This is a genomic window from Sodalis-like endosymbiont of Proechinophthirus fluctus (assembly GCF_001602625.1).
In the GTDB taxonomy this organism is placed as follows: Bacteria; Pseudomonadota; Gammaproteobacteria; order Enterobacterales; family Enterobacteriaceae.
On the sequence record NZ_LECR01000011.1, the window covers coordinates 1 to 24,854 of the forward strand.

Annotated in this window: 33 protein-coding genes and 3 pseudogenes; 31 read left to right on the forward strand and 5 right to left on the reverse strand. The window is 46.8% G+C overall.

Translation table 11 applies throughout. The features are described 5' to 3' along the window. Both tuf and BG74_RS12290 read left to right on the forward strand, forming a co-directional pair. Window positions 1–965 (forward strand): elongation factor Tu (gene tuf / locus BG74_RS01490; RefSeq protein WP_066596077.1); only part of this gene is annotated, 965 nt, incomplete at its 5' end. Window positions 966–1,038: 73 nt separating this feature from the next. Further along, window positions 1,039–1,206 carry a hypothetical protein gene (locus BG74_RS12290; RefSeq protein ID WP_187202495.1) on the forward strand — a complete coding sequence of 56 codons (168 nt, stop codon included), beginning with the start codon at window positions 1,039–1,041 and terminating at the stop codon, window positions 1,204–1,206. A gap of 663 nt (window positions 1,207–1,869) precedes the next feature. Here the strand turns inward: BG74_RS12290 and BG74_RS14695 are convergent. The 3 genes from BG74_RS14695 to BG74_RS18715 all read right to left on the reverse strand — a co-directional run bounded on the left by BG74_RS14695 (window position 1,870) and on the right by BG74_RS18715 (window position 3,132). Next, window positions 1,870–2,175 carry an MFS transporter gene (locus tag BG74_RS14695; RefSeq protein ID WP_204376288.1) on the reverse strand — a complete coding sequence of 102 codons (306 nt, stop codon included), beginning with the start codon at window positions 2,173–2,175 and terminating at the stop codon, window positions 1,870–1,872. 158 nt (window positions 2,176–2,333) lie between these two features. Further along, window positions 2,334–2,561, reverse strand: coding sequence for a hypothetical protein (locus tag BG74_RS01500; RefSeq protein WP_066596080.1), 228 nt, complete (start codon window positions 2,559–2,561; stop codon window positions 2,334–2,336). A 439-nt stretch (window positions 2,562–3,000) separates the two neighbouring features. Beyond that, window positions 3,001–3,132: a hypothetical protein gene (locus BG74_RS18715; protein ID WP_256364181.1), complete on the reverse strand. Its 132-nt coding sequence runs from the start codon at window positions 3,130–3,132 to the stop codon at window positions 3,001–3,003. A gap of 1,656 nt (window positions 3,133–4,788) precedes the next feature. Between BG74_RS18715 and rpsJ the strand changes: the two genes are divergently transcribed. The 29 genes and pseudogenes from rpsJ to BG74_RS01640 all read left to right on the forward strand — a co-directional run bounded on the left by rpsJ (window position 4,789) and on the right by BG74_RS01640 (window position 19,376). Then, the gene (rpsJ, locus tag BG74_RS01505) at window positions 4,789–5,100 is read left to right on the forward strand and encodes a 30S ribosomal protein S10 (RefSeq protein WP_066596081.1); all 312 of its coding nucleotides are present in this window, start codon (window positions 4,789–4,791) and stop codon (window positions 5,098–5,100) included. A 37-nt stretch (window positions 5,101–5,137) separates the two neighbouring features. Beyond that, window positions 5,138–5,767 (forward strand): 50S ribosomal protein L3, encoded by a 630-nt coding sequence (gene rplC / locus BG74_RS01510; RefSeq protein WP_066596082.1) that lies wholly within the window; start codon window positions 5,138–5,140, stop codon window positions 5,765–5,767. Between the two features lie 16 nt (window positions 5,768–5,783). Continuing rightward, entirely contained in the window at window positions 5,784–6,389 is a 606-nt protein-coding gene (rplD, locus tag BG74_RS01515) for a 50S ribosomal protein L4 (RefSeq protein ID WP_066596088.1), read from the forward strand. After that, on the forward strand, window positions 6,386–6,688 hold the full coding sequence (gene rplW / locus BG74_RS01520) for a 50S ribosomal protein L23 (RefSeq protein ID WP_066596089.1): 303 nt from the start codon (window positions 6,386–6,388) through the stop codon (window positions 6,686–6,688). Before rplD ends, rplW begins: the two co-directional genes overlap by 4 nt. 18 nt (window positions 6,689–6,706) lie before the next feature. Further along, a pseudogene (gene rplB, locus BG74_RS01525) lies at window positions 6,707–7,503 on the forward strand (50S ribosomal protein L2). A 24-nt stretch (window positions 7,504–7,527) separates the two neighbouring features. Beyond that, complete coding sequence (gene rpsS / locus BG74_RS01530; protein ID WP_066596091.1) at window positions 7,528–7,806, forward strand: 30S ribosomal protein S19; 279 nt, start codon at window positions 7,528–7,530, stop codon at window positions 7,804–7,806. A 14-nt stretch (window positions 7,807–7,820) separates the two neighbouring features. Next, a complete protein-coding gene (gene rplV / locus BG74_RS01535) occupies window positions 7,821–8,153 on the forward strand; it encodes a 50S ribosomal protein L22 (protein WP_066596092.1) in 333 nt (110 codons plus the stop codon). Between the two features lie 17 nt (window positions 8,154–8,170). Then, a complete protein-coding gene (gene rpsC / locus BG74_RS01540; protein ID WP_066596094.1) occupies window positions 8,171–8,869 on the forward strand; it encodes a 30S ribosomal protein S3 in 699 nt (232 codons plus the stop codon). 12 nt (window positions 8,870–8,881) lie between these two features. Further along, window positions 8,882–9,292, forward strand: a complete 411-nt coding sequence (gene rplP / locus BG74_RS01545) for a 50S ribosomal protein L16 (protein ID WP_066596136.1) — start codon at window positions 8,882–8,884, stop codon at window positions 9,290–9,292. Continuing rightward, on the forward strand, window positions 9,292–9,483 hold the full coding sequence (gene rpmC, locus BG74_RS01550) for a 50S ribosomal protein L29 (RefSeq protein WP_066596096.1): 192 nt from the start codon (window positions 9,292–9,294) through the stop codon (window positions 9,481–9,483). Before rplP ends, rpmC begins: the two co-directional genes overlap by 1 nt. Next, a complete protein-coding gene (gene rpsQ / locus BG74_RS01555) occupies window positions 9,483–9,737 on the forward strand; it encodes a 30S ribosomal protein S17 (RefSeq protein ID WP_066596099.1) in 255 nt (84 codons plus the stop codon). Before rpmC ends, rpsQ begins: the two co-directional genes overlap by 1 nt. A gap of 181 nt (window positions 9,738–9,918) precedes the next feature. Continuing rightward, on the forward strand, window positions 9,919–10,293 hold the full coding sequence (gene rplN / locus BG74_RS01560; RefSeq protein WP_066596104.1) for a 50S ribosomal protein L14: 375 nt from the start codon (window positions 9,919–9,921) through the stop codon (window positions 10,291–10,293). Between the two features lie 10 nt (window positions 10,294–10,303). After that, window positions 10,304–10,618 carry a 50S ribosomal protein L24 gene (gene rplX, locus BG74_RS01565; RefSeq protein ID WP_066596106.1) on the forward strand — a complete coding sequence of 105 codons (315 nt, stop codon included), beginning with the start codon at window positions 10,304–10,306 and terminating at the stop codon, window positions 10,616–10,618. Window positions 10,619–10,632: 14 nt separating this feature from the next. Beyond that, a complete protein-coding gene (rplE, locus tag BG74_RS01570; RefSeq protein ID WP_066596107.1) occupies window positions 10,633–11,172 on the forward strand; it encodes a 50S ribosomal protein L5 in 540 nt (179 codons plus the stop codon). Between the two features lie 16 nt (window positions 11,173–11,188). Beyond that, the gene (rpsN, locus tag BG74_RS01575; protein ID WP_066596108.1) at window positions 11,189–11,494 is read left to right on the forward strand and encodes a 30S ribosomal protein S14; all 306 of its coding nucleotides are present in this window, start codon (window positions 11,189–11,191) and stop codon (window positions 11,492–11,494) included. Between the two features lie 34 nt (window positions 11,495–11,528). After that, a complete protein-coding gene (gene rpsH, locus BG74_RS01580; RefSeq protein ID WP_066596111.1) occupies window positions 11,529–11,921 on the forward strand; it encodes a 30S ribosomal protein S8 in 393 nt (130 codons plus the stop codon). Between the two features lie 13 nt (window positions 11,922–11,934). After that, window positions 11,935–12,489, forward strand: a complete 555-nt coding sequence (gene rplF / locus BG74_RS01585) for a 50S ribosomal protein L6 (protein WP_066596113.1) — start codon at window positions 11,935–11,937, stop codon at window positions 12,487–12,489. 8 nt (window positions 12,490–12,497) lie between these two features. Then, window positions 12,498–12,851 (forward strand): 50S ribosomal protein L18, encoded by a 354-nt coding sequence (gene rplR, locus BG74_RS01590; protein WP_066596115.1) that lies wholly within the window; start codon window positions 12,498–12,500, stop codon window positions 12,849–12,851. Between the two features lie 13 nt (window positions 12,852–12,864). Then, complete coding sequence (gene rpsE, locus BG74_RS01595) at window positions 12,865–13,365, forward strand: 30S ribosomal protein S5 (protein ID WP_066596117.1); 501 nt, start codon at window positions 12,865–12,867, stop codon at window positions 13,363–13,365. Between the two features lie 5 nt (window positions 13,366–13,370). Then, window positions 13,371–13,550, forward strand: a complete 180-nt coding sequence (rpmD, locus tag BG74_RS01600; RefSeq protein WP_066596119.1) for a 50S ribosomal protein L30 — start codon at window positions 13,371–13,373, stop codon at window positions 13,548–13,550. Window positions 13,551–13,553: 3 nt separating this feature from the next. Next, entirely contained in the window at window positions 13,554–13,988 is a 435-nt protein-coding gene (gene rplO / locus BG74_RS01605; RefSeq protein ID WP_066596121.1) for a 50S ribosomal protein L15, read from the forward strand. Window positions 13,989–13,995: 7 nt separating this feature from the next. Beyond that, the gene (secY, locus tag BG74_RS01610) at window positions 13,996–15,327 is read left to right on the forward strand and encodes a preprotein translocase subunit SecY (RefSeq protein WP_066596123.1); all 1,332 of its coding nucleotides are present in this window, start codon (window positions 13,996–13,998) and stop codon (window positions 15,325–15,327) included. 34 nt (window positions 15,328–15,361) lie between these two features. Continuing rightward, a complete protein-coding gene (gene rpmJ, locus BG74_RS10025) occupies window positions 15,362–15,478 on the forward strand; it encodes a 50S ribosomal protein L36 (protein WP_017493620.1) in 117 nt (38 codons plus the stop codon). 149 nt (window positions 15,479–15,627) lie between these two features. Continuing rightward, on the forward strand, window positions 15,628–15,984 hold the full coding sequence (gene rpsM / locus BG74_RS01615; protein ID WP_066596124.1) for a 30S ribosomal protein S13: 357 nt from the start codon (window positions 15,628–15,630) through the stop codon (window positions 15,982–15,984). An 18-nt stretch (window positions 15,985–16,002) separates the two neighbouring features. Continuing rightward, window positions 16,003–16,392 carry a 30S ribosomal protein S11 gene (gene rpsK / locus BG74_RS01620; RefSeq protein ID WP_066596125.1) on the forward strand — a complete coding sequence of 130 codons (390 nt, stop codon included), beginning with the start codon at window positions 16,003–16,005 and terminating at the stop codon, window positions 16,390–16,392. Between the two features lie 31 nt (window positions 16,393–16,423). Then, complete coding sequence (gene rpsD / locus BG74_RS01625) at window positions 16,424–17,044, forward strand: 30S ribosomal protein S4 (RefSeq protein WP_066596127.1); 621 nt, start codon at window positions 16,424–16,426, stop codon at window positions 17,042–17,044. Between the two features lie 24 nt (window positions 17,045–17,068). Then, entirely contained in the window at window positions 17,069–18,058 is a 990-nt protein-coding gene (locus tag BG74_RS01630) for a DNA-directed RNA polymerase subunit alpha (RefSeq protein ID WP_066596129.1), read from the forward strand. Between the two features lie 40 nt (window positions 18,059–18,098). Beyond that, window positions 18,099–18,494, forward strand: coding sequence for a 50S ribosomal protein L17 (gene rplQ / locus BG74_RS01635; protein ID WP_066596131.1), 396 nt, complete (start codon window positions 18,099–18,101; stop codon window positions 18,492–18,494). Window positions 18,495–19,118: 624 nt separating this feature from the next. Next, window positions 19,119–19,376, forward strand: coding sequence for an ankyrin repeat domain-containing protein (locus tag BG74_RS01640; protein ID WP_066596132.1), 258 nt, complete (start codon window positions 19,119–19,121; stop codon window positions 19,374–19,376). A gap of 700 nt (window positions 19,377–20,076) precedes the next feature. On the opposite strand, the pseudogene fhuE reads toward BG74_RS01640, so the two are convergent. Together fhuE and BG74_RS10030 are read right to left on the reverse strand one after the other, a co-directional pair. After that, window positions 20,077–22,236 (reverse strand): annotated as a pseudogene (gene fhuE, locus BG74_RS20175) (ferric-rhodotorulic acid/ferric-coprogen receptor FhuE); the annotation flags it as partial. 2,103 nt (window positions 22,237–24,339) lie between these two features. Continuing rightward, window positions 24,340–24,740: pseudogene (locus BG74_RS10030) on the reverse strand (hypothetical protein); the annotation flags it as partial. Window positions 24,741–24,854 lie beyond the last annotated feature (114 nt).

Consider the following 24,854-nt stretch of genomic DNA (forward strand, 5'->3'; position numbering starts at 1 on the left):
CCCGCCACTACGCGCACGTAGACTGTCCAGGGCACGCCGACTATGTGAAAAACATGATCACCGGCGCGGCTCAGATGGACGGCGCGATCCTGGTCGTTGCCGCCACCGATGGCCCGATGCCGCAGACCCGCGAGCACATCCTGCTGGGTCGCCAGGTTGGCGTACCGTACATTATCGTATTCATGAACAAATGCGATATGGTTGATGATGAAGAGCTACTGGAACTGGTAGAAATGGAAGTACGTGAGCTGCTGTCACAGTACGACTTCCCCGGCGATGATACGCCGGTTATCCGCGGTTCCGCATTGAAAGCGCTGGAAGGTGACGAAGCCTGGACGCAGAAAATCATTGAACTAGCGGAAGCATTGGATAGTTATATTCCGGAACCGGAACGCGCCATCGACAAGCCGTTCCTGCTGCCGATTGAAGACGTATTCTCCATCTCCGGCCGCGGTACCGTGGTCACCGGTCGTGTAGAGCGTGGTATCGTCAAAGTGGGCGAAGAAGTGGAAATCGTCGGTATCAAAAACACTACCAAAACCACCTGCACCGGCGTTGAAATGTTCCGTAAACTGCTGGACGAAGGTCGTGCCGGCGAGAACGTGGGTGTGTTGCTGCGCGGTACCAAGCGTGACGACGTCGAGCGTGGACAAGTTCTAGCCAAGCCAGGCTCGATCAAGCCGCACACCCAATTTGAATCGGAAGTGTATATTCTGAGCAAAGATGAAGGCGGCCGCCACACGCCGTTCTTCAAAGGCTACCGTCCACAGTTCTATTTCCGTACCACTGACGTGACCGGTACTATTGAACTGCCGGAAGGCGTTGAAATGGTAATGCCTGGCGATAACATCAAGATGGTTGTCAAACTGATTGCCCCGATCGCCATGGACGACGGTTTGCGTTTTGCCATTCGCGAAGGTGGCCGTACCGTTGGCGCGGGTGTTGTTGCCAAAATTATCGCTTAAGACAATACGTATTACGGCCAATGTCGCATTAGGCTAGCAGCATAAATAACAGGGCGCTTTGGGCGGCTTTCTTATGGCTGCGGTTTCTGGGCAGCAGTTGTTGGTAGTCGTAGGTTCACAGCACACGTCGGGTGGTCCGCTGCGTTGCGGCGCTATTTGCGCCCGTGCGGGCACCGGTAGTCCGGACATTTTTCCGATGCTTCACATTGGCATTACCGTAGCTGATAATGTCGCTACCTAAGATAATGTCGCCACCTAGAGGTATATAAGGTCACCATAGCCGCGGCAAACCTCGCCGCTGCACCTAGTCCTAGCGTCTATCATGGGTTGAAATAATTGGCCACTCCAACTACAATGGGTGCGCTGATAGGCAATACACCCAAAGCAATGCCCACGCACCGCCATCACACCCCTCCCCCGCAAAAAATCAATAGTCCGGTGTAATAACAGCCAACAAATAGCTTAGTCCAAATACCGCGGTACCGGCTAGCAACGCCGTATGGCGAGGGGCGATGCCGCCCGTCGGTAAATAAGGCGCCATAAGGTACCGATAGCTATATAATCGAGGACAACAGGCCAAAACCGCGGGCGTCGGTATGAAATACATTAACGGCCACCATGGAAATGAAGATGAGAAAATTCAGTTCAAAGGTGCAGGATAAGAAACAATATGATCAGTATGACTTTCAAATCTGGACGGGACGCGACATAGCGGAACCCTTCCATCAAACTGCCTCGGGTGCGACGCGCATTCACATTCGCCTGCAGATCGTCGACATGCAGGAACTATAAAAACACAAACACCGCTAGGAAATAAGGAGTCGTTGAGCAAAAAAGCCCAGCCGGTATCTCTACCGAGGCAATAATGACGCCGACGATGGCCAGTGCTACCATGCTTGCGCTATTATACGGGGCACGAATTAAGTTCGACCGCATTGGGAAAATCCTTACCATCCACTATTTCCGAGACGAAGGTTTGTCGCACCGGCGCGCCGAACGCAGCCGCGCAGCCAAACAAAGATGCAAAAAGATAAATATACCGGAGTTTAACGATGCTGAAAAAGGTAAGCGCGCCCAGCACCAGCGCAAATATTTCAATCGTCGAACTGGGTGGTAGGTGGTAGAGCAGAAGTCGGAGTTGATTGAAATAATCTGGCGCAAAACCTTTCAATGGTAATATCAGCAGCTGTGGCCTAAACTGTAACACCATGACCGACCGTGCCAAAGGTAGAAGCATTGTTGTGCTGTGTGAGATGGGTCAGCACTAACCAGTTTTCCACGGTATTCTGCATCCACGTGCCTAAATTGGAAACCAGGGTGCCGGCGACCAAAAGTCTCTAACTGTAGAGCCGCAGCGAACGGAGAATCCTACCTGCCGGTGCACTCATCGCTGCGGGACTCCGGATACGCGCCCTGCAGCCGACAGAAATGCACAGCCAGAAATAACCCATCGCTAGAATGCTGAACCACGATAGCGTCGTCGTGGGCGGTAATGCGGATATCGAAATCGCCAATACGGTATAGGAACACATAACTGAGAACCAGGATAACACACCCCAAAAAAGTACGTTGACAGGCGCAGAGGAAAGATAGCATCTCAGAACTAGGAAAGCCAATAATGCTTACATTAACTACCTTCTTTCAGATCGCCAACGGATATAATGCTAATTTGCTTTAATTTAGTCTAGCTGGCTATGGAAAGGCGTAAGCAATGGTAGGGGCACGTTTTAACGGCCATTAGATTAGCACTAACCGTGAGGGTAAGGATGATTGCTCATAGGCCGGATGCGATGCCCCACGATACCATGCTGGTCGCATAGCGACGCCAGTGAACGGAAGGAAGAAGAGTCTACCAATCAGCGTTTGTCGCACCTCAGCGCGATGACAGGCGCCACATATGTTGCTATCACTGCCTCTCTAGTCTGGTCAAGGCCGAGATATAAATAACCAGCAAACCGCTGTAACAACGTGACCGCAGCGGACGGCTGCGTTTTAAGGGCGCTGTGTAGCCGTCGTTCTTTGCCGAGCGATGAGCCTACAGGCGTTGGCGAAATGCGTTTGTCAAGGTGATAATCTTTTGCCGGCTGTCAAACAGGATCAGCAACGCTATTGACCGCCCCATTGACTGCAACATCGCTACCGTGTTGCGCATAAACTGTGGACGCACGCCTTCGGGCTCGTGCTAACGCCGAAACGGCGGTGGGAGGGGATGGGGTGGACCCCGCGATCCAGCCGTAGCAGCACAGATTTTTTCGCGGAGGTGAAATCGTTATTAAAGCAAATTAGCATTTGTTTGCTCATGCAGCCGCCGAACCAGTTTACCTAGGGTATAGGCAGCCCCCCGCCAGGGCGGTTAAAGATGTTTCTTCATCGGTAAAATTAGGGGTTATTACACAAGAATTAGCGCATGGGCTATAGTAGACACAACGCAACCGGTATTAACTAACAACTGTATAACGCTTATCGCGTCATAGCAATAAAAATTGTCATATTAAGAGGTCTAAGATTAGAGAGTTATTCAATAAAGAGTAAACAGTAATACTTTCTCTATTTTAATATCACTCATTCTCATCTAAATTGGCCTGAGATAAGCTAACGAGTAGCAGAAATGTATGTTTATTTACGTAATGCGGTACGTGACACAGCGATACGCGCGCCGCAGCGAGGCTGAATCAGCTCTAGACTTTCTAGTAAGCAGTTAAAACGATTGGTGCCGGTGGGTACCTAATGCGGAAAATGCTTCTGCGTCCGCGCCGTATTTTTAAGGATGAACTACGGCATATCGCGCCGTTGGAAAATTTCACTTGAAAAAAATAGGGTTATCTCTTTACATGACTCTGTCACAGTTATATTCCGATATAGAACGCAACGGAGAGTTTTGTCATATAAAGGTAAATATTATGCCTATATTATCAATAATATAAACAAGTTAATTAGAAACTAGCTTGTGGTTATCAATTACCATTTCTGCATGCTGGGTGTGGGATGTTCAAGAATTGGGGCCTGATGTGCCTCAACGAGGTCGAATACCACGAATACATTGACGAGCGTAGGATTTGAGCGATAGCATCGCCTAAGCGGATTCTATCCGCGACGACTATGCGTCGTGGAATTTAATGGTAGAAATCCTTACTGACGAAGAAGAGCATATCGATTTTCTGGAAATCGAACGGCGCTTATAGCCCGTATCAGCGTCCAGAAAGAACTACCTGCAGTCACGGCTAATATAAAAAAAGACGCAGCCCGGTAAACTTGGGCTGCGATAGTCAGTATTCACTGGGCGCCGGTGTCAGCTTAACCACACCTTGAGCTGCTGCTTAGCACAGGGCGTCTATTCGCCCGTCATATCCCCTTTACTATAGTCTGTTCAGCTCATAGGTTGGGGGCACGGCGTTTCTCGTCTGGCGTCTCTTTCCTTTACCGTTTGCTCTCTGCTCAGGCAAAAGACTTGGAGCACGACGTTGAAGACCTTTCTACCTTACTAACAGAGGAAAGATTTTGCGCCCTAATGTAATATCCGGATAATATCCGTCATAATATTCGTATAGTGCGGCCTGTGCTGAGCATGGTATTTTCCTCCGTAATACCTCTCCCTTTTCACTAGATGCGCTTGCTTCCTGTACAGATTTGCGTATAATGGACGGGCTTGTCTTGTAGATATTACCTTGACAGGTTGACTCGCTCGTCGGGTCCTCGCAGGCGAGTTAAGCCAGCTAACAACACCCCTAAAGGGGGATAACACTGAGCTATTACGCTCCCCCATCAATCGAAATGGGGGAGCGGGTGTTTTTTTACTTTTATAAATAATTGGAGTTCTGGTCTCATGCAGAACCAAAGAATCCGTATCCGTTTGAAAGCATTTGATCATCGTTTGATCGATCAATCAACCATGGAAATCGTCGAGACTGCTAAGCGTACCGGTGCGCAGGTACGTGGTCCGATCCCGCTGCCGACTCGCAAAGAGCGATTTACTATTCTGATCTCTCCGCACGTCAATAAAGATGCGCGCGATCAGTATGAAATCCGTACTCATAAGCGTCTGGTTGACATCGTTGAGCCAACCGAAAAAACCGTTGATGCTCTGATGCGTCTGGATCTAGCTGCTGGTGTAGACGTGCAGATCAGCCTGGGTTAATCAGGTCGTTGGACGATTGAGAGGTTAGAATAAAATAATGAAGGGTTTAATTGGACGTAAAGTGGGCATGACTCGCATCTTCACCAAAGATGGTGTTTCTATCCCCGTTACCGTTATTGAAATCGAAGCAAACCGCGTGACCCAGGTTAAGGATCTGAAAAGCGACGGGTACCGCGCAATCCAGGTTACCGCCGGCACTAAAAAAGCCAACCGCCTAACCAAACCGGAAGCTGGTCATTTTGCGAAGGCGGGCGTTGAAGCCGGTCGTGGTCTGTGGGAATTCCGCGTCGAAGACGACGAAGAGGTCACCGTTGGCTATAACATAACCGTAGAACTGTTTGCTGAAGTTAAAAAAGTCGACGTTACTGGTACCTCCAAAGGTAAAGGATTTGCCGGCACTGTAAAACGCTGGAACTTTCGAACCCAGGATGCTACCCACGGCAACTCCTTGTCTCACCGCATTCCAGGTTCTATCGGTCAGAACCAGACTCCGGGCAAGGTATTCAAGGGAAAGAAAATGGCAGGCCAGCTGGGCAACCAACGCGTAACTATTCAGAACCTGGATGTGGTACGTGTTGATTTAGAACGCAACCTGCTGTTAGTCAAAGGCGCTGTCCCGGGAGCGACCGGTGGTGATCTGATCGTTAAACCGTCTGTAAAGGCGTAACGTCGAGGAGATAGGAATGGAATTGGTATTGAAAGATGCGAAAAGCGCACTGACTGTTTCCGAAAATACCTTCGGGCGTGACTTCAACGAAGCGCTGGTCCACCAGGTTGTTGTGGCTTACACAGCAGGTGCCCGTCAGGGGACCCGTGGTCAGAAGACCCGTGCTGAAGTCATCGGTTCCGGTAAAAAACCCTGGCGTCAGAAAGGTACCGGTCGTGCGCGTTCCGGTAGTGTTAAGAGCCCGATCTGGCGTTCTGGCGGTGTTACCTTTGCCGCCAAGTCGCAGGATCACAGTCAGAAAGTGAATAAGAAGATGTACCGCGGAGCGCTGAAAAGTATCCTGTCTGAACTGGTACGCCAGGATCGCTTGATAGTTGTTGAACAGCTTTCTGTCGAAGCGCCGAAAACCAAGCTGCTGGCACAGAAACTGAGAGACATGGCGTTAGAAGATGTGCTGATTATTACCGGCGAACTGGACGAAAACCTGTTCCTGGCTGCGCGTAACCTCTACAAAGTAGACGTGCGAGATGCTCAAGGTATTGACCCGGTTAGCCTGATCGCCTTCGATAAAGTTGTTATGACGGCTGACGCTGTTAAGCAAGTTGAGGAGATGCTTGCATGATTTGTGAAGAACGTCTGCTAAAAGTACTGCGCGCACCGCATGTTTCTGAAAAAGCATCTACCGAGATGGAAAAACACAACACCATCGTTCTTAAAGTAGCTAAAGATGCGACAAAATCAGAAATCAAAGCCGCTGTGTATAAACTGTTTGAAGTCGAAGTCAGTGACGTGCGTACCCTGGTTATTAAAGGAAAAATGAAACGTCACAGACAGTGTATTGGTCGTCGTAGTGATTGGAAAAAAGCTTATGTCACCCTGAAAGAAGGCCAGAACCTGGATCTCATCGGCGGCGCAAAGTGATCCGGAGGAGTAAGAACAATGGCAATTGTTAAATGTAAACCGACATCTCCGGGTCGTCGCCATGTTGTTAAAGTGGTCAACCATGAATTGCACAAGGGAAAACCGCATACCCCGTTGCTGGAAACCCTCAGCAAATCCGGTGGCCGTAATAACAATGGCCGTATCACTACGCGCCATATCGTCTGATTGACTTCAAACGCAACAAAGATGGTATCCCAGCAATGGTAGAACGTCTAGAGTACGATCCTAACCGTTCCGCCAATATCGCGCTGGTGTTGTACAAAGATGGTGAACGTCGTTACATCCTGGCACCGAAAGGCCTCAAGGCCGGTGATCAGATTCAATCTGGCGTCAATGCGGTAATCAAAGCTGGTAACGCTCTGCCGATGCGTAATATTCCGGTTGGTTCTACCGTGCATAATGTGGAAATGAAACCGGGTAAAGGCGGTCAGCTGGCGCGTTCCGCCGGTGCCTATGTTCAGATCGTCGCTCGTGATGGCGCTTATGTCACGCTGCGTCTGCGTTCCGGTGAGATGCGCAAAATTCAGTCCGAATGCCGGGCGACCCTGGGCGAAGTAGGTAATGCCGAACATATGCTGTGTGTACTGGGTAAAGCTGGCGCAAGCTGCTGGCGTGGTATACGTCCGACCGTTCGTGGTACAGCGATGAATCCGGTGGACCATCCGCACGGTGGTGGTGAAGGTCGCAACTTTGGTAAGCACCCTGTATCGCCGTGGGGCATCCAGACCAAAGGTAAGAAAACTCGTAGCAACAAGCGTACTGATAAGTTCATTGTACGTCGCCGTAGCAAATAATAAAATAATATTAGAGGATAAACCATGCCACGTTCTCTCAAGAAAGGTCCATTTATTGACCTGCACTTGCTGAAGAAGGTAGAGAAAGCGGTGGAAAGCGGTGATAAGAAGCCTATTCGCACTTGGTCACGTCGTTCAACGATCTTTCCAACAATGATTGGTTTGACCATCGCTGTCCATAATGGTCGTCAGCACGTGCCCGTTTTTGTCGCCGATGAAATGGTCGGTCACAAACTGGGCGAATTCGCGCCGACGCGTACTTATCGCGGCCATGCGGCCGACAAAAAGACCAAAAAACGCTAAGGTAGGAGGAAGAGATGGAAACTATCGCTCAATATCGCCACGCTCGTTCTTCTGCTCGAAAGATTCGCCTAGTGGCTGATCTGATTCGCGGTAAGGAAGTGTCGCAAGCTCTGGAAGTTCTGAACTATATCAACAAGAAAGCTGCTAGTCTGGTAAAGAAAGTACTGGAGTCTGCCATTGCTAATGCTGAACACAACGGTGGCGCAGATATCGATGATCTGAAAGTCACGAAGATTTTCGTCGACGCCGGCCCGAGCATGAAGCGCATTATGCCGCGCGCCAAGGGTCGTGCAGATCGTATCCTGAAACGCACCAGCCATATTACTGTGGTTGTGTCCGATAGCTGAGACTCTGGAGATTAGCAATGGGTCAGAAAGTACATCCTAATGGTATTCGCCTGGGTATCGTCAAACCCTGGAACTCTACCTGGTATGCGAATACTAAAGAATTCGCTGACAACCTGGACAGCGACTTTAAAGTTCGTCAGTTCCTGACCAAAGAACTATCGAAAGCTTCGGTTTCCCGCGTGGTGATTGAGCGTCCAGCCAAGAGCATTCGTGTGACTATTCACACCGCTCGTCCCGGCATCGTGATTGGCAAGAAAGGCGAAGACGTCGAAAAACTGCGTAAGGCCGTAGCAGATATCGCTGGCGTCCCGGCGCAGATTAATATCGCCGAAGTACGTAAACCGGAACTGGACGCCAAACTAGTTGCCGATAGCATCTTCTCGCAGCTGGAACGACGAGTTATGTTCCGTCGCGCGATGAAACGTGCCGTGCAGAACGCCATTCGTCTTGGTGCCAAAGGGATCAAGGTTGAAGTCAGCGGTCGTCTGGGCGGCGCTGAAATCGCACGTACCGAATGGTACCGTGAAGGTCGTGTTCCGTTGCACACCCTGCGTGCGGATATCGACTACAATACCTCCGAAGCGCACACCACTTATGGTGTCATCGGCGTAAAAGTGTGGATCTTCAAAGGTGAGATCTTAGGTGGTATGGCTGCCTTTGAAAAACCGGAACCGGCTGCTCAACATAAAAAGCAGCAGCGTAGAGTCCGCAAGTAAGGATAGTCAATGATATTACAACCAAGGCGTACAAAATTCAGTAAGATGCACAAAGGCCGCAATCGTGGTCTGGCATCTGGTACGGATGTTAGCTTCGGTACTTTCGGTCTGAAAGCTGTTGGCCGTGGTCGTTTGACCGCTCGTCAAATCGAAGCAGCACGTCGTGCTATGACACGTGCAGTTAAGCGTCAAGGTAAGATCTGGATCCGGATTTTCCCGGACAAACCGATCACCGAAAAGCCGCTTGAAGTGCGTATGGGTAAAGGTAAAGGTAACGTAGAATACTGGGTTGCCTTGATTCAGCCGGGAAAAGTCCTATACGAAATGGACGGTGTTCCGGAAGAGCTTGCCCATGAAGCCTTCAAGCTGGCAGCAGCAAAACTGCCGATTAAAACCACCTTTGTAACTAAGACGGTGATGTAATGAAAGAAAATGAGTTGCGTGAAAAAAACGCCGAAGAGCTGAACACCGAACTATTGAACCTGCTGCGCGAGCAATTCAACCTGCGTATGCAGGCTGCTAGCGGCCAGCTACAGCAGACTCACCTGTTAAAGCAGGGGCGCCGCAGTATTGCGCGCGTGAAGACGTTATTGACTGAGAAGGCAGGTGCGTAATGAGTAACCAAATCCGTGTTCTGCAAGGTCGTGTGGTTAGCGACAAAATGGAGAAATCCATCGTTGTGACCATTGAACGTTTTGTGAAACACCCGATCTACGGCAAGTTCATTAAACGTACAACCAAGCTCCATGTACATGACGAGAACAATGACAGCAATATCGGTGACATCGTTGAAATCAGCGAATGCCGTCCGATTTCCAAGACTAAGTCTTGGACGCTGGTTCGCGTTGTAGAGAAAGCAATCCTGTGAAACGGTAAGCGTACTCTAAATAGATAAGTGGCTCGTCCTTTTAGCCGTTTATTTTTTTCTACCCATACACTAGTAGTAGTGTTATAATACCATCCCGTGTATTACGGGGCTTTTCTATGGAGATTTTTCTTGCGACCTATTCAGGTCATTAAGTGTAAGTAGTTACTAGCGGAGCACTAACATGATCCAAGAACAGACTATGCTAGCCGTGGCCGACAACTCCGGTGCACGTCGCGTAATGTGTATCAAGGTCCTAGGTGGCTCGCACCGTCGCTACGCAGGCGTCGGCGACATAATTAAAATTACCATCAAAGAAGCGATTCCTCGTGGCAAAGTAAAAAAAGGTGATGTCCTGAAGGCGGTAGTGGTTCGCACTAAGAAAGGTGTTCGTCGCCCTGACGGTTCTGTCGTTCGCTTCGATGGTAATGCTTGTGTTTTGTTGAATAATAACAGTGAGCAACCTGTCGGTACGCGTATTTTTGGGCCGGTGACCACCCGTGAACTACGTACTGAAAAGTTCATGAAGATCATTTCCCTAGCACCTGAAGCACTCTAAGGAGCGAATCATGGCAGCGAAAATTCGTCGTAATGACGAAGTCATCGTGCTGACCGGCAAAGATAAAGGTAAGCGTGGTAAAGTAAAAAATGTCCTGCATACTGGCAAGGCCATTGTTGGAGGTATTAATCTGGTTAAGAAGCATCAGAAACCAGTGCCGGCCATGAACCAACCAGGCGGCATCATTGAGAAAGAAGCGGCAATCGATCTTTCCAATATTGCGATCTTCAATGCGGTTACCAGCAAGCCGGACCGTGTGGGCTTTAAGATTAAAGACGGCAAGAAAGTGCGTGTCTTCAAATCTAATGGCGAAACTATTAAGTAATTTGGAGTAGTACGATGGCGAAACTGCATGATTACTACAAATATGAAGTAGTCTCTCAGTTGATGAAACAGTTCGGCTACCGCTCTGTCATGCAAGTCCCTCGGGTAGAGAAGATCACCCTGAATATGGGGGTAGGTGAAGCGATCGCCGATAAAAAACTGCTGGATAACTCCACAGCCGATCTGACCGCGATTTCAGGCCAAAAGCCGCTTATCACTAAGGCAAGAAAATCTGTTGCTGGCTTCAAAATCCGTCAGGGCTATCCAATAGGTTGTAAAGTAACCCTACGTGGCGAACGTATGTGGGATTTCTTCGAGCGATTAATTTCTATTGCTGTACCGCGTATCCGTGACTTCCGTGGCCTGTCCGTTAAATCATTCGATGGCCGTGGCAACTACAGCATGGGAGTACGTGAACGGATTATTTTTCCGGAAATCGACTATGATAAGGTCGATCGCGTTCGTGGCTTGGATATTACTATCACCACCACTGCGAAATCCGATAATGAAGGCTGTGCGCTGTTGACCGCCTTTAACTTCCCATTCCGCAAGTAATGGTGTAGGGTCGCTAATGGCTAAACAATCCATGAAAGCACGCGAAGTAAAACGCGTGAAATTAGCTGATAAATTCTTCGTAAAACGCGCCGAACTTAAAACTATCATCTCCGACGCCAATGCTTCCGATGAAGAACGTTGGGATGCAGTTCTTAAGCTGCAGACTCTGCCGCGTGATTCTAGCCCGTCTCGTCAGCGCAACCGCTGCCGCCAAACTGGTCGTCCACACGCTTTCCTGCGGAAATTCGGGTTGAGTCGTATCAAGGTCCGTGAAGCCGCGATGCGCGGTGAAATCCCGGGACTGAGAAAGTCTAGCTGGTAAATTGTCACCAATTGAATCACAGGAGTAAAGACAGATGAGCATGCAAGATCCGATCGCGGATATGCTGACCCGTATCCGTAACGGTCAAACCGCGAATAAAACCGCTGTCTCCATGCCTTCCTCCAAGCTTAAAGTGGCAATTGTCAGCTTGCTAAAAGAAGAAGGCTTTATCGAAGATTACAAAGTTAAAGGCGACACCAAGCCAGTGCTGGAGCTAGTACTTAAGTACTTCCAGGGTAAACCAGTGGTAGAAAGCATCCAGCGTATCAGCCGCCCCGGTCTGCGTATCTATAAGAAAAAAGATACACTGCCGAAAGTTATGACAGGCATGGGTATCGCGGTTGTTTCTACCTCTAAAGGTGTCATGACTGATCGTGCTGCTCGCCAGGCTGGTCTTGGTGGCGAGATTATCTGCTACGTAGCGTAAGTGGGAGGAAAAAATGTCTCGTGTTGCTAAAGCAACTGTCGTCATTCCTGCCGGCGTAGAGGTAAAACTCGATGGTCAGGACATTTCGATTAAGGGTAAAAACGGCGAGCTAACTCGTACTATCCATGAAGCTGTTGGCATTCAGTATGCTGATAACCAGCTGACCTTTGCTCCGCGTGAAGGCCATGTCAATGCGCGTGAAGGCCGCATCAATGGTTGGGCGCTTGCGGGCACGAGTCGTGCACTGCTGAACAGCATGGTGATTGGTGTGACCGACGGCTTCACTAAAAAGCTACATTTGGTAGGTGTAGGTTACCGTGCTGCAGTGAAAGGTAATGTTGTGAATTTGTCCTTGGGATTTTCCCACTCCATCGACCATCAACTGCCGGCAGGTATCACCGCAGAATGCCCGAGCCAAACTGAAATCGTGCTGAAAGGCGCTGATAAAAAGACTATTGGCCAGGTTGCGGCAGATTTGCGTGCTTATCGTCGTCCTGAGCCTTACAAAGGCAAGGGTATTCGTTACGCCGACGAAGTCGTGCGTACTAAAGAGGCTAAGAAGAAGTAAGGTAACATATGGATAAGAAAGCAGCTCGTATCCGTCGTGCAACCCGCGCGCGCCGCAAGCTCTATGAATTGGGTGCAACCCGTCTGGTGGTACATCGTACCCCGCGTCATATTTACGCACAGGTTATTGCATCGTACGGTTCTGAAGTCCTAGTAGCCGCATCTACGGTAGAAAAAGCTATCGTGGAGCAATTAAATGGTACCGGTAACAAAGACGCCGCCGCAGTAGTAGGTAAAACTGTCGCCGAGCGCGCTCTGGAAAAAGGCATTAAAAATGTGTCCTTTGACCGTTCCGGGTTCCAATATCATGGTCGAGTTCAGGCACTGGCAGATGCTGCCCGTGAAGCTGGCCTTCAGTTCTAGGTAGAGTCTTAAGATGGCACACATCGAAAAACAAGCTGGCGAACTGCAGGAAAAGCTGATCGCGGTAAACCGCGTATCTAAGACTGTAAAAGGTGGCCGTATTTTCAGCTTTACCGCACTGACAGTTGTCGGTGATGGTAACGGTCGTGTCGGTTTTGGTTATGGCAAAGCACGCGAAGTTCCGGCAGCAATTCAGAAAGCGATGGAAAAAGCCCGTCGCAACATGATGAGTGTCGTGCTGAACAGCGGCACCCTGCAGCACCCGATTAAAGGTGCGCATACGGGTTCCCGCGTGTTCATGCAGCCAGCTTCCGAAGGTACCGGTATTATCGCCGGTGGTGCAATGCGCGCCGTCCTGGAAGTCGCAGGGGTTCACAACGTACTGGCAAAAGCCTATGGTTCCACCAACCCAATCAACGTGGTTCGTGCAACTATCGATGCTCTTGGCAGTATGAAGTCTCTTGAAATGGTCGCTGCTAAGCGTGGTAAGTCTGTTGAAGAAATTCTGGGGTAATGACTATGACACAGACTATTAAAATCACCCAGACTCGTAGTTCCATCGGTCGTCTGCCGAAACACAAGGCAACTCTGATTGGCTTGGGCCTGCGTCGCATTGGCCACACTGTGGAGCGTGAGGATACGCTTGCTATACGCGGTATGGTCAATGTAGCTTCCTACATGGTCAAAATTGAGGAGTAAGAGATGCGTTTAAATACTCTGTCTCCGGCTGAGGGTTCCAAACACACCTCTAAGCGTCCAGGCCGCGGCGTTGGTTCTGGCTTGGGCAAAACCGGCGGTCGCGGTCATAAAGGTCAGAAGTCCCGTTCTGGCAGTGGCGTGCATCGCGGGTTTGAAGGCGGCCAGATGCCTCTGTACCGTCGTCTGCCGAAATTCGGCTTTACGTCTCGTAAATCCATGGTCACGGCGGAAGTTCGCCTATCTGAATTAGCGCGCGTCGAAGGCGATGTGGTAGATCTGAACACGCTGAAAGCTGCTAACATCGTTGGCATCCAAACTAAATTCGCCAAAATCATGCTGTCCGGCGAAGTTAAACGCGCGGTCACTGTTCGTGGCATAAGTGTTAGCAAAGGCGCGCGTGCCGTAATCGAAGCTGCCGGCGGTAAAATTGAGGAATAAGTAGCAGATGGCTAAACAACCGGGACTAGATTTTCAAAGCGCCAAAGGCGGATTGGGTGAACTGAAACGCAGACTTCTGTTTGTTATCGGGGCTCTTATTGTCTTCCGCATTGGCTCTTTTGTTCCGATCCCTGGTATTGATGCCACCGTACTTGCGAAATTGCTTGAACAACAGCGCGGCACCATCATTGAAATGTTTAACATGTTCTCTGGTGGTGCACTCAGCCATGCTTCTATCTTCGCATTGGGAATCGTGCCATATATTTCGGCGTCGATTATTATTCAGCTGATTACGGTGGTTCACCCAGCGCTGTCAGAGATTAAAAAAGAGGGTGAGTCTGGTAGACGTAAAATCAGCCAGTACACGCGCTACAGCACGTTGGTGTTGGCAATATTTCAATCAATCAGTATCGCAACGGGTTTGCCAAATATGCCTGGAATGCAAGGTCTAGTAATCAATCCAGACTTTGCATTTTACTTTACTGCAGTAGTGAGCTTGGTCTGCGGGACAATGTTCCTGATGTGGCTGGGTGAGCAGATTACTGAACGAGGTATCGGCAACGGTATCTCCATCATTATCTTCGCGGGTATCGTAGCGGGCTTGCCGCCTGCCATCGGCCATACTATAGAGCAAGCTCGACAAGGCGATATGCATTTCCTCGTGTTGCTATTGGTTGCAGGTCTGGTGTTCGCGGTGACATTTTTCGTGGCGTTCGTTGAACGTGGTCAACGTCGTATCGTCGTTAACTACGCCAAGCGTCAGCAAGGACGTCGCGTTTATGCGGCCCAGAGCACGCATTTGCCGCTGAAAGTGAACATGGCCGGAGTTATCCCAGCAATTTTCGCCTCCAGTATCATTTTATTTCCAGCCACGGTTGTATCTTGGTTCGGAGGCGGCACAGGTTGGGGCTGGCTGTCTGCGATTTCGCTCTATCTGCAGCCTGGTCAACCGCTTTATATGTTAATATACGCAGCTGCAATCATATTCTTCTGTTTCTTTTACACGGCGTTGGTGTTCAACCCGCGTGAGACAGCGGATAACCTGAAGAAGTCCGGTGCATTTGTACCAGGTATTCGTCCGGGAGAGCAAACTGCGAGGTATATTGATAAGGTGATGACCCGCTTAACCCTGGTCGGCGCCATGTATATTACCTTTATCTGCCTAATCCCAGAGTTCATGCGTGACGCAATGAAAGTTCCCTTTTATTTCGGGGGCACGTCTTTATTAATCGTCGTTGTGGTTATCATGGACTTTATAGCTCAAGCGCAGACCCTGATGATGTCGAGTCAATACGAGTCTGCGTTGAAGAAAGCAAACCTGAAAGGCTGTAACCGCTAATTCGGGGAGCTTGAGAAGTTACGGAGAGTAAAAAATGAAAGTTCGTGCTTCCGTCAAGAAATTATGTCGAAACTGCAAAGTCGTCAAGCGTAACGGTGTCGTTCGCGTGATTTGTAGCGCTGAGCCTAAGCATAAACAACGCCAAGGTTAATATCTCCAGCATATTTTTTCTTGCAAAGTTAGGTTGAGCTGGCTAAATTGGCCAACAAATCTTTTGTGTGTCGCTGCAACATTGTTTTGAGTATCTTGAAAACTAGATTTTCAGAACGGTGTTGCAGTTAAAAACTCTAGGAGTGCATAGTGGCCCGCATAGCAGGTATTAACATTCCTGATTACAAACATACCGTTATTGCTCTGACGTCAATCTACGGTATCGGCAAAACCCGCTCGCAGCACATCTGCACGGCTACGGGTATTGCTGAAAATATTAAGATTAGTGAGCTGTCTGAAGAGCAGATTGACATGCTGCGTGACGCAGTTTCCAAGTTTGTTGTTGAAGGTGATCTGCGCCGTGAAGTAACCCTGAGTATCAAGCGCTTGATGGACCTTTGTACCTATCGTGGTTTACGTCATCGTCGTGGTCTTCCGGTCCGCGGTCAGGGTACTAAGACCAATGCTCGTACCCGTAAGGGTCCACGTAAGCCGATCAAGAAATAATCGGGATGAGTGTAGATAATGGCTAAGGTACCTATTCGTGCACGTAAGCGTGTTAAAAAACAAGTTCCAGATGGTGTGGCGCATATCCATGCATCTTTCAACAATACCATCGTAACTATTACCGATCGTCAGGGTAATGCGTTGGGCTGGGCGACGGCTGGTGGTTCCGGTTTCCGTGGTTCTCGTAAGTCTACGCCTTTCGCTGCACAGGTTGCAGCAGAACGTTGCGCTGAAGCAGTGAAAGAATATGGTATCAAGAATCTGGAAGTTATGGTTAAAGGACCAGGTCCGGGACGCGAGTCCACTGTCCGCGCGTTAAACGCGGCTGGTTTCCGCATAACAAACATTACTGATGTGACTCCGATCCCCCATAACGGTTGTCGTCCGCCTAAAAAGCGCCGCGTATAACGCCGTTTTTTAGGTTAATTAGAGAAAGAAAATGGCAAGATATTTGGGTCCTAAGCTTAGGCTGAGCCGTCGTGAGGGCATAGACCTATCCCTGAAGTCTGGCGTTCGCGCGATCGATTCTAAGTGTAAAATTGAGCAGCCGCCCGGTCAGCACGGCGCGCGTAAACCACGACTGTCTGATTACGGCATACAGCTGCGCGAAAAACAAAAAGTTCGTCGTATTTACGGCGTGTTGGAGCGTCAATTCCGCAACTACTACAGAGGAGCAGCACGCCTGAAAGGCAATACCGGTGAAAACCTGTTGCAGTTGCTGGAAGGTCGTCTCGATAACGTTGTTTACCGCATGGGCTTTGGTGCTACCCGCGCTGAATCACGTCAATTGGTCAGCCACAAGGCCATCATGGTGAACGGACGCGTTGTCAATATCGCTTCTTACCAGGTTAATCCAAATGACGTAGTCAGCATCCGTGAGAAAGCAAAAAAGCAATCCCGTGTTCGTGCCTCATTGGAACTGGCTGAGCAGCGTGAAAAGTCAACCTGGCTTGAAGTCGACGCTACTAAGATGGAAGGGGTGTTCAAACGTATTCCAGAACGTACCGATTTGTCTGCGGATATTAATGAACACCTGATCGTCGAGCTTTACTCTAAGTAAGGCTTAGTACTAAGAGAGGATACAATGCAGGGTTCTGTGACAGAGTTTCTAAAACCGCGCCTAGTAGATATCGAGCAAGTCAGTTCGACGCACGCCAAGGTGACCCTTGAGCCATTAGAGCGGGGCTTTGGCCATACTCTGGGTAACGCACTGCGTCGTATTCTGCTTTCATCGATGCCGGGTTGCGCGGTGACCGAGGTTGAGATTGATGGTGTACTTCACGAGTACAGTACCAAAGAAGGTGTACAGGAAGACATCCTGGAGATTCTGCTCAATCTAAAAGGACTCGCGGTAAGAGTCCAAGGTAAAGATGACGTTGTCTTGACCCTGAATAAATCTGGCATTGGCCCTGTGACCGCAGCTGACATCACACATGATGGAGATGTCGTAATTGTCAAGCCGCAGCATGTCCTGTGCCACCTGACCGATGATAACGCATCCATCAATATGTGTATCAAGGTTCAGCGTGGACGTGGTTATTCTCCGGCTTCTGCCCGAATTCATTCTGAAGAAGGTGAGCGCCCGATCGGTCGTTTGCTGGTAGACGCATGCTATAGTCCCGTAGAGCGTATTGCCTACAATGTAGAAGCAGCGCGCGTTGAGCAGCGTACCGACCTGGACAAGCTGGTTATCGAAATGGAAACCAACGGCACGATCGATCCTGAAGATGCGATCCGCCGTGCGGCAACCATTCTAGCTGAACAACTAGAAGCTTTCATTGATTTACGTGATGTACGTCAGCCGGAAGTGAAAGAAGAGAAACCAGAATTTGATCCGGTCTTGCTGCGCCCTGTTGACGATCTGGAATTAACTGTGCGCTCTGCTAATTGCCTCAAGGCAGAAGCTATCCATTACATCGGTGATCTAGTACAGCGCACTGAGGTTGAGTTGCTGAAAACACCAAACCTTGGTAAAAAATCTCTTACCGAGATCAAAGATGTGTTGGCTTCTCGTGGGTTGTCTTTGGGCATGCGTCTCGAGAACTGGCCTCCGGCAAGTATCGCTGATGAATAACCTGATTATAGGTTAAGGTTTTACTGAGAAGGATAAGGTCATGCACCATCGTAAGAGTAGTCGTCAACTGAACCGTAATAGCAGTCATCGCCAGGCCATGTTCCGTAATATGGCTGGCTCTTTAGTTCGTCATGAAATCATCAAGACGACCCTTCCGAAAGCGAAAGAGCTGCGCCGCTTTGTTGAACCGCTGATTACACTTTCCAAAACTGACAGCGTTGCAAATCGTCGTCTAACATTCGCTCGTACCCGTGATAACGAGATCGTAGCAAAAATGTTTAACGAGCTAGGCCCACGTTTCGCAAGCCGCGCCGGTGGTTATACTCGCATTCTGAAGAGTGGCTTCCGTGCAGGAGACAACGCGCTGATGGCATACATCGAACTCGTTGATCGCGCTGATGCAACAGATTCAGCAGTGGAAGCAACCGCAGAGTAATCTGTCATTTTACAAGCTTGTAAAAACTGGGCTTAGCCCGGTTTTTATGCTCGGGAGTTGCCTGTCGGTAGTCGTAATGAGTTTGCCACTATGGTTTTTAGCGCGCCCAAAACCGATGGTCGGTCTTTCTCCGCCGCCACTGTGTAAGAGTCAGCATGATTCTCTATTGGCGCTGCTACCGTGGCTGAGCTGAATTTTCTCTTCCGCCGATAATAGATGCAAAAATCCCTCTAATGTTGTCGTCGCCGTTTTCCACATGGCAGGTGAAAAGGCGCGATGGGATTGTCGCAAATCAGCGCCTAACCTAACCTTATGTCCGTCTTAGGGATAATTAATCAAGTAATAAGAACTGCATAAGATATGTGAATAATAGTGCTTCTTCTGCGTCGTGTTACAAAAATTTTGTTAATAAAAAATTCATATAGGATATCTATCCTCAACTCAACATTATGGTAAGAAAAATTATCACTTAACTAATGATATGGTAGATATTGATGCCTATTTCTATTATCTTATCTTAATTATGTCATTATCGCTTTTGCGACACTATCTTCGTCAGTGTGCTTCTTCGTTGATTTAAATAATAAGATAGATACAGGAGATTAAAATATATTCATCGCCGCGATGGAAAGCGCCAATACGATTGATATCAGTATCGATGTTGAAGTTGATAGCGATAAAAACACATTTCTTATGTATGAATTAAGAAAAGGATATAATCATATTGCTACCCATCTCTTGAAAATGGGCGCGGATCACAAGCTGACTGATAAGGATGGGAACACGATATTGATGTTGACGCTTTCTTATTACGCCTCTGATGTGATGCGGACCTTGGTGAGGCTACATGATAAGCTTTTCCCGAACTTTCGGGTAAACTGATTAAAAAAGAGGGAAATATCAACGGAGCTAATGACTGAAAGAAAGGAGACGGCAGCTATGATAACAATATATTCTGGTATAGAAGAAGACATGCTCATGATGATATTATCGATTATGGATTCAAGAGATTTGAATATCAATAGATATGATGCTGATAGTCATTCTGTAATAACTAATAGAATTTTTTACTCTAGGAACTTCTGTAGTGAAAAATTATTGATATGGGTTTTGATATCAATGATTTTTCTACATCATGGGATGTTAATTGTAGGAGGTACGAAAAAATAACGCTACTCAGGCTGGCGGAAAATTATGACATGAAGATATAATAAAGTTATTAATGGATAATAATTTTAAAGACAGACGATTGTCTTCAAGATAGGAATTCTCCGATAGCGATAATGGTTGTACGTTTTATTATCAAACATTGAAGGTTATCAGGAGTCTCTATTCGATAGAGACTAACTTATTACATGATGGTGACATCATAAGATGGCCCCTGTCTCCGCCAGCATCGTGAATGTTATGGCTGCCGCCAGGTAACACAGTAAATACGATCGCTAAACTCCCATTTAGGTGTATCTCCTCTTTTTTAAGCGCTGGCAGTCATTGCGAAATTGAGTTTATCTATAGTTTATCTACAATGTATTTACACGTATGGAGACTGAGACGGAAACTAATACTCCCGCCGTATTCAGCTTTAGAAAAAGTAGTTTTTTGAGAGGCTAAAGTTACGCGGCTCGCTATATAAAATCGTATTGGAAATACTGGTGTCGTAGGCTTTATCAAACAAGTTGTGAATGTTGGCCTGTATCGACAAATTTTTGTTCAGCTGGTAGTGGCTGAACAGGTCGACCAACGCATAGTTGCCATGTTCCGCATGGCAAGTACCATAGGAGGTGGAGAATAATCCTAGTGCACGTGGTTCCGCTAATTGACCTATCCCACCACAGTCAAATCCGGCGCAACCGGGCAGGGCGATAGCTGGAAAATTTTACCTTGGTCCACTGCAGTTCCGGGCTTCACCGCTTTGTTATCACTATCGGTGGCGATATAGCGTGTGGCGCCGAATGTCAATTGCTAATTATCGGTTATAGTCTGTTAATCTCGAATTCCACCCATTTGCTTACGGTGCTATATCCACGCCCCGATAGGAGGTGACGGTGGATCTTTAAATTATTTTGCTCTGTGCGACCCTGTTACCCTGCCCAATTCTGAAGACGGCCAATGTCGTGGGCAGACGGCTGCCCATCCAGTCGGATTTCACCCCGATTTCATAATTGTTACTGGTGGTGATGGATGCGAGTTATTTACATGAGCTATCGCGGTAGTTTTGCGGTTGGAAGATAGAGGTATAACTGGCATAAGCCGACCAGTTTTCATCAATTTCATACACCAAACTAGCGTAGGGTAGGTATGGTTTTCTCCATACTGGAGATCATGGTATCGATACACCAGTTGATATAACAGGCGCCAATAATCAGGTTTATCAGATCGACCAATGAAATCGCTGCATACAGCGATTTCATGTAGGTTTTATCATCCTATACAAAGGTCTACTATACCCCCATTAGATTTCTGGAAAATTACCGTCATAATCGTAGAAGCTACCCAACTCGTCAGGATAAATATTTGTTCCAGGTGTTCAGGTAGTGGTTAGTTTGCCGGCTGTGGCTGTCTCCTAGTATCACGGTATATTGATGCCCAACAGCTCATATTTGTCGTCAGTGAACAGATCGACCGGGTCTACTTTGTGCTCGCCGGTATTCCAGCCTGTCCCGCTAACATAATCATAGCAGGCGCTATAGTTGCCATAGGAGGCCGACTAATTGCCAGGTCACTTTATTGACGACCGTGTCCAGATACATCATTTGGCTATCAAATTTGATATTGGTATGGGTGACACTTAGCGTGGTCTTCCAATTATCGACGAAACGCTACGTCAGAGTGACGAAAAAATTATTAATTTCTTTATCATTGTTTTTAGACACAGTAAGGCACAGTGTTGTGGGCCGGGTCATAATGTCTAACGCTGCTATCACTATTCCAGCTTGGCAAGAGCCTGCCCAGGTCAGGCTATATCGATGCGCTGATATTTGTGCCCGGCAGTGAGAAAATCGTGAAGTCGCTCAGATCAGCATCATTGATCCCTGAAAAGAAGGTTTTTATTGTTATAGCGATCGAGCCAGGAGCTTTTATCCTGATAGCCAGCCACGATACGGCCGCGAATGTTGCCTCTTCAGTAAGAGGACGTTGCAGATCGGCCACGTAACGTTGTTTATCCCAGCCACCGTATTTGGCGGTAAGATTGCCTTTTAACTCACGACTCGCATGTTTGCGCACCATACTGATCGTCGCAGAAGGATTTCCTGTTCCCGTCAATCAGCCCATTGGTACCTCGCACTACTTCTAAACGGTCATACAAGCACTGTGTCCGTTTCGGAATCACTCAAATTTCAGCGAGACTTGAAATAGGTAGGAATGCTATCGACCATGTAATTATCTATTTGGAAAATAAGGTGATAATAGAGATAACGATCCTAATTTTGACAGATTTTTACTGATCCAGGTGTTGTATGATATCATATCCCCAGCGACTGAGGTTGCTGATCTTCCAACTCTATTGGCTGATGATACTAACCGAATGCAGGATATCGCACACTACCAGCGGCATTTTATGCTGCTGGTAGTGTGCGGGACGCTGTAATCCTGATTCTAGAGCTGTCCACTGCTGCGTCGGTATCGATGATACCTTTCACAACGATGGTCTTTTCAGTGTTATCGGTGACGTCGGAAGAACGGCAAAGACAGTGCTTGACATGAATATCAAGGCAATGATGGCGGCTAAAAACGATGGTCTACGCTCGCCTCAATGATGAGTCATTAGCGGAAAAAATTACCTCTCCTAGCTTATTTACTATCGTCATTCGGCATCAAGGCAATCCCATATTTTAATTATATAAAATTATTATTTTAATTAATAAATTAAAAATTTATTAAATTTAATTTTAAATAATTTATTTTACAAATATAAATAGATGTTGCTTGATATAACTAAAAAGTGGTCATCAATGGATGCACCAGCTTGATACACTTGTCCACCCATGGAGCTGTAGTCATATCGCTTCAGTCAAAAGCTTTGTTGGTGTCTTGTAGAGACACCAACGTTAATTATATCAATAAGTAAGATGATAGGATACGCATACTGCCTATAGTTTAGGCGCTTATAAGGGAGAACGCCGCCGTCGGTAGCAGCTCACTTTTTAATGAAGGTAGAGTATCATTGCAAATTACCATAAAAAAGGCTTATAATATTTTTAATAAAGTCTGGCAGTTAAAAAATTTTTTTATAAATCCTGCTGGGTAGTTGTAATTTTTTTCTTTGAGCAAGTTGAATGATGAACGACGTAAATCTGGAACTATACATAAAATATGTATATTTACGAATTTATATGTTTTTATACTCAGATTTTTATGCATGTTTATTTAAGCATCAGTGAATGAATAAGCTTAAGAACAAGTTTACGTTACTGAAAAAATCCAAGGTGACATTGTAAATAAAGGTATAAAGATCATCTAATAGTTAAGAATGACAGTGTTCGATACCGTAAGAATTTTTTTATTACGTTTTGATTAATGCACAACTTCTGATGAGGATCAGAAAAAAATACAGGATATTACTATATACACTTACTTGGCTATTATGGATATTATATTTTTATGTTACTAACAGTCATAAAAATAATAATGAAATGTAAATACAATATATTTTATATTTATTCATAATAAAATTTCAAGAGAAATTACTTCTGATTTTGATCATATATACTATATCGTTAAATACAAAATAGGAGACTGTCCTAAGACTAATCTAGCATTATATACAGTGGAGTGATAGTATTTTATAAGAATTTTTCTATCCGGTTTTCACCTTCAATATTAAGCTAAGTTTAATAAATTTTGTCAGGTAAATTTCTTGCGATAAAATTTGTGCAGCGATGGCTATTTCCGAGTATAGAAATTAGATAAAAGATGGAATGAATTAATCTTATGGAGATAACGATAGGTCACAATGCATTTTATATTTGGCAGGCTAACTTATTAAAAGTTAAAGAAAATATTCCATGCTTTCAATTGGATAAAAAGATATTAAATTGATTTTATACAGAGTAAACGATCTCGTGAACGAAGTTATAGTCTGACTGTGTCAAGATGATTAATTTCATCTTGAAAGTTATCTTTTAATAACTAATAAAGATATTATTAGATGTGAAAATGCTTCTGTATATAAAAGAGAATTTTTTTCCTCAAGGTAAATATGCGCGTGATGTTATTAACTGCTGGTACTCTGCATTTTATCAATAGATACAATAATTACCTATCCCTTATAGTCATCTTCGTATCACGCTCTGTCTCTGGTGGAAATACTATCAATCTATATATATTGCTATGGTCGCCAAAAATATCTATATTAGTCAACCTGCTTAAGATAAGGCAGTCAGCCTGCTCAGCATCAATGATTAGGAGTTATAACTACGTGGTCTGACGCCGCAAATACGTTTTTAAATGAATTGATTATACAAGAGTTGCAATTACCAGGATAATCAATGTAGGAAAATTTTTAATAAATTAAATTTTATGCGTTAACTGATTATACATAAAATTTTTTATATAATTAAATAGAGTGCATCGAGATGATAGCTCCTAGTGCATGTAAGGAAAATTTAATATCGAATATAATTCCTGCATTACAACTACCTAATTTTAAGGTATCATTAGTCACTGTTTGACATATTCATTATTTTCCGTTGGGTTAAGTAATGCTAATTTAACTCGGTCCGTAATTGGCGACCTCTTAGTTAAACAAGTTGAGGTAACACAATGGAGCTCATTGACGACAGGTACGAACGCCATATTCAGTAAGCGCAGCAGGCGGGATAGTTTGTGCACTACCTGGCTATGGTTAAGCCACTACAGTTAGATAACGACAGCACTGTGCTGCGGGGAGCTGTTGGAACAGCCGTTCCACATCACTGACAAAATTTTTATCGGTCAGGAACATGATCAAATGGTCGCCATGTTCGATAGGGCTATTACGATTGGCGATGATCACCTCATCGCCGCGCATAATTGCGTCGATCAGTCCCAGGCAGCAATTTGATGGCGTCGATATGGCGGCAAACCACCCGCGAGATGCTCTCATTGCCATGAGCGATGTTCTCATCGCCTCCGCCACCCCGACCCCGCGCCGCAGCGAGGAGGAGACGCTGACAATACCCGCTTGTGCACATGCGTCAGCAGCGCTGATATAGTGGCCTGCTGTGGAGAAATAGCGATATCGATAACGCTGCCCTGCACCAGAGGAATCACCGTAAAAAGATGATAGTATATAGTATCATGCGACCATTCCGTCAGTTCTGCGCTACACTACTGATCTCTCTCAATCAGTTTTACACTGTAATCTTTTTCCAGCCGACA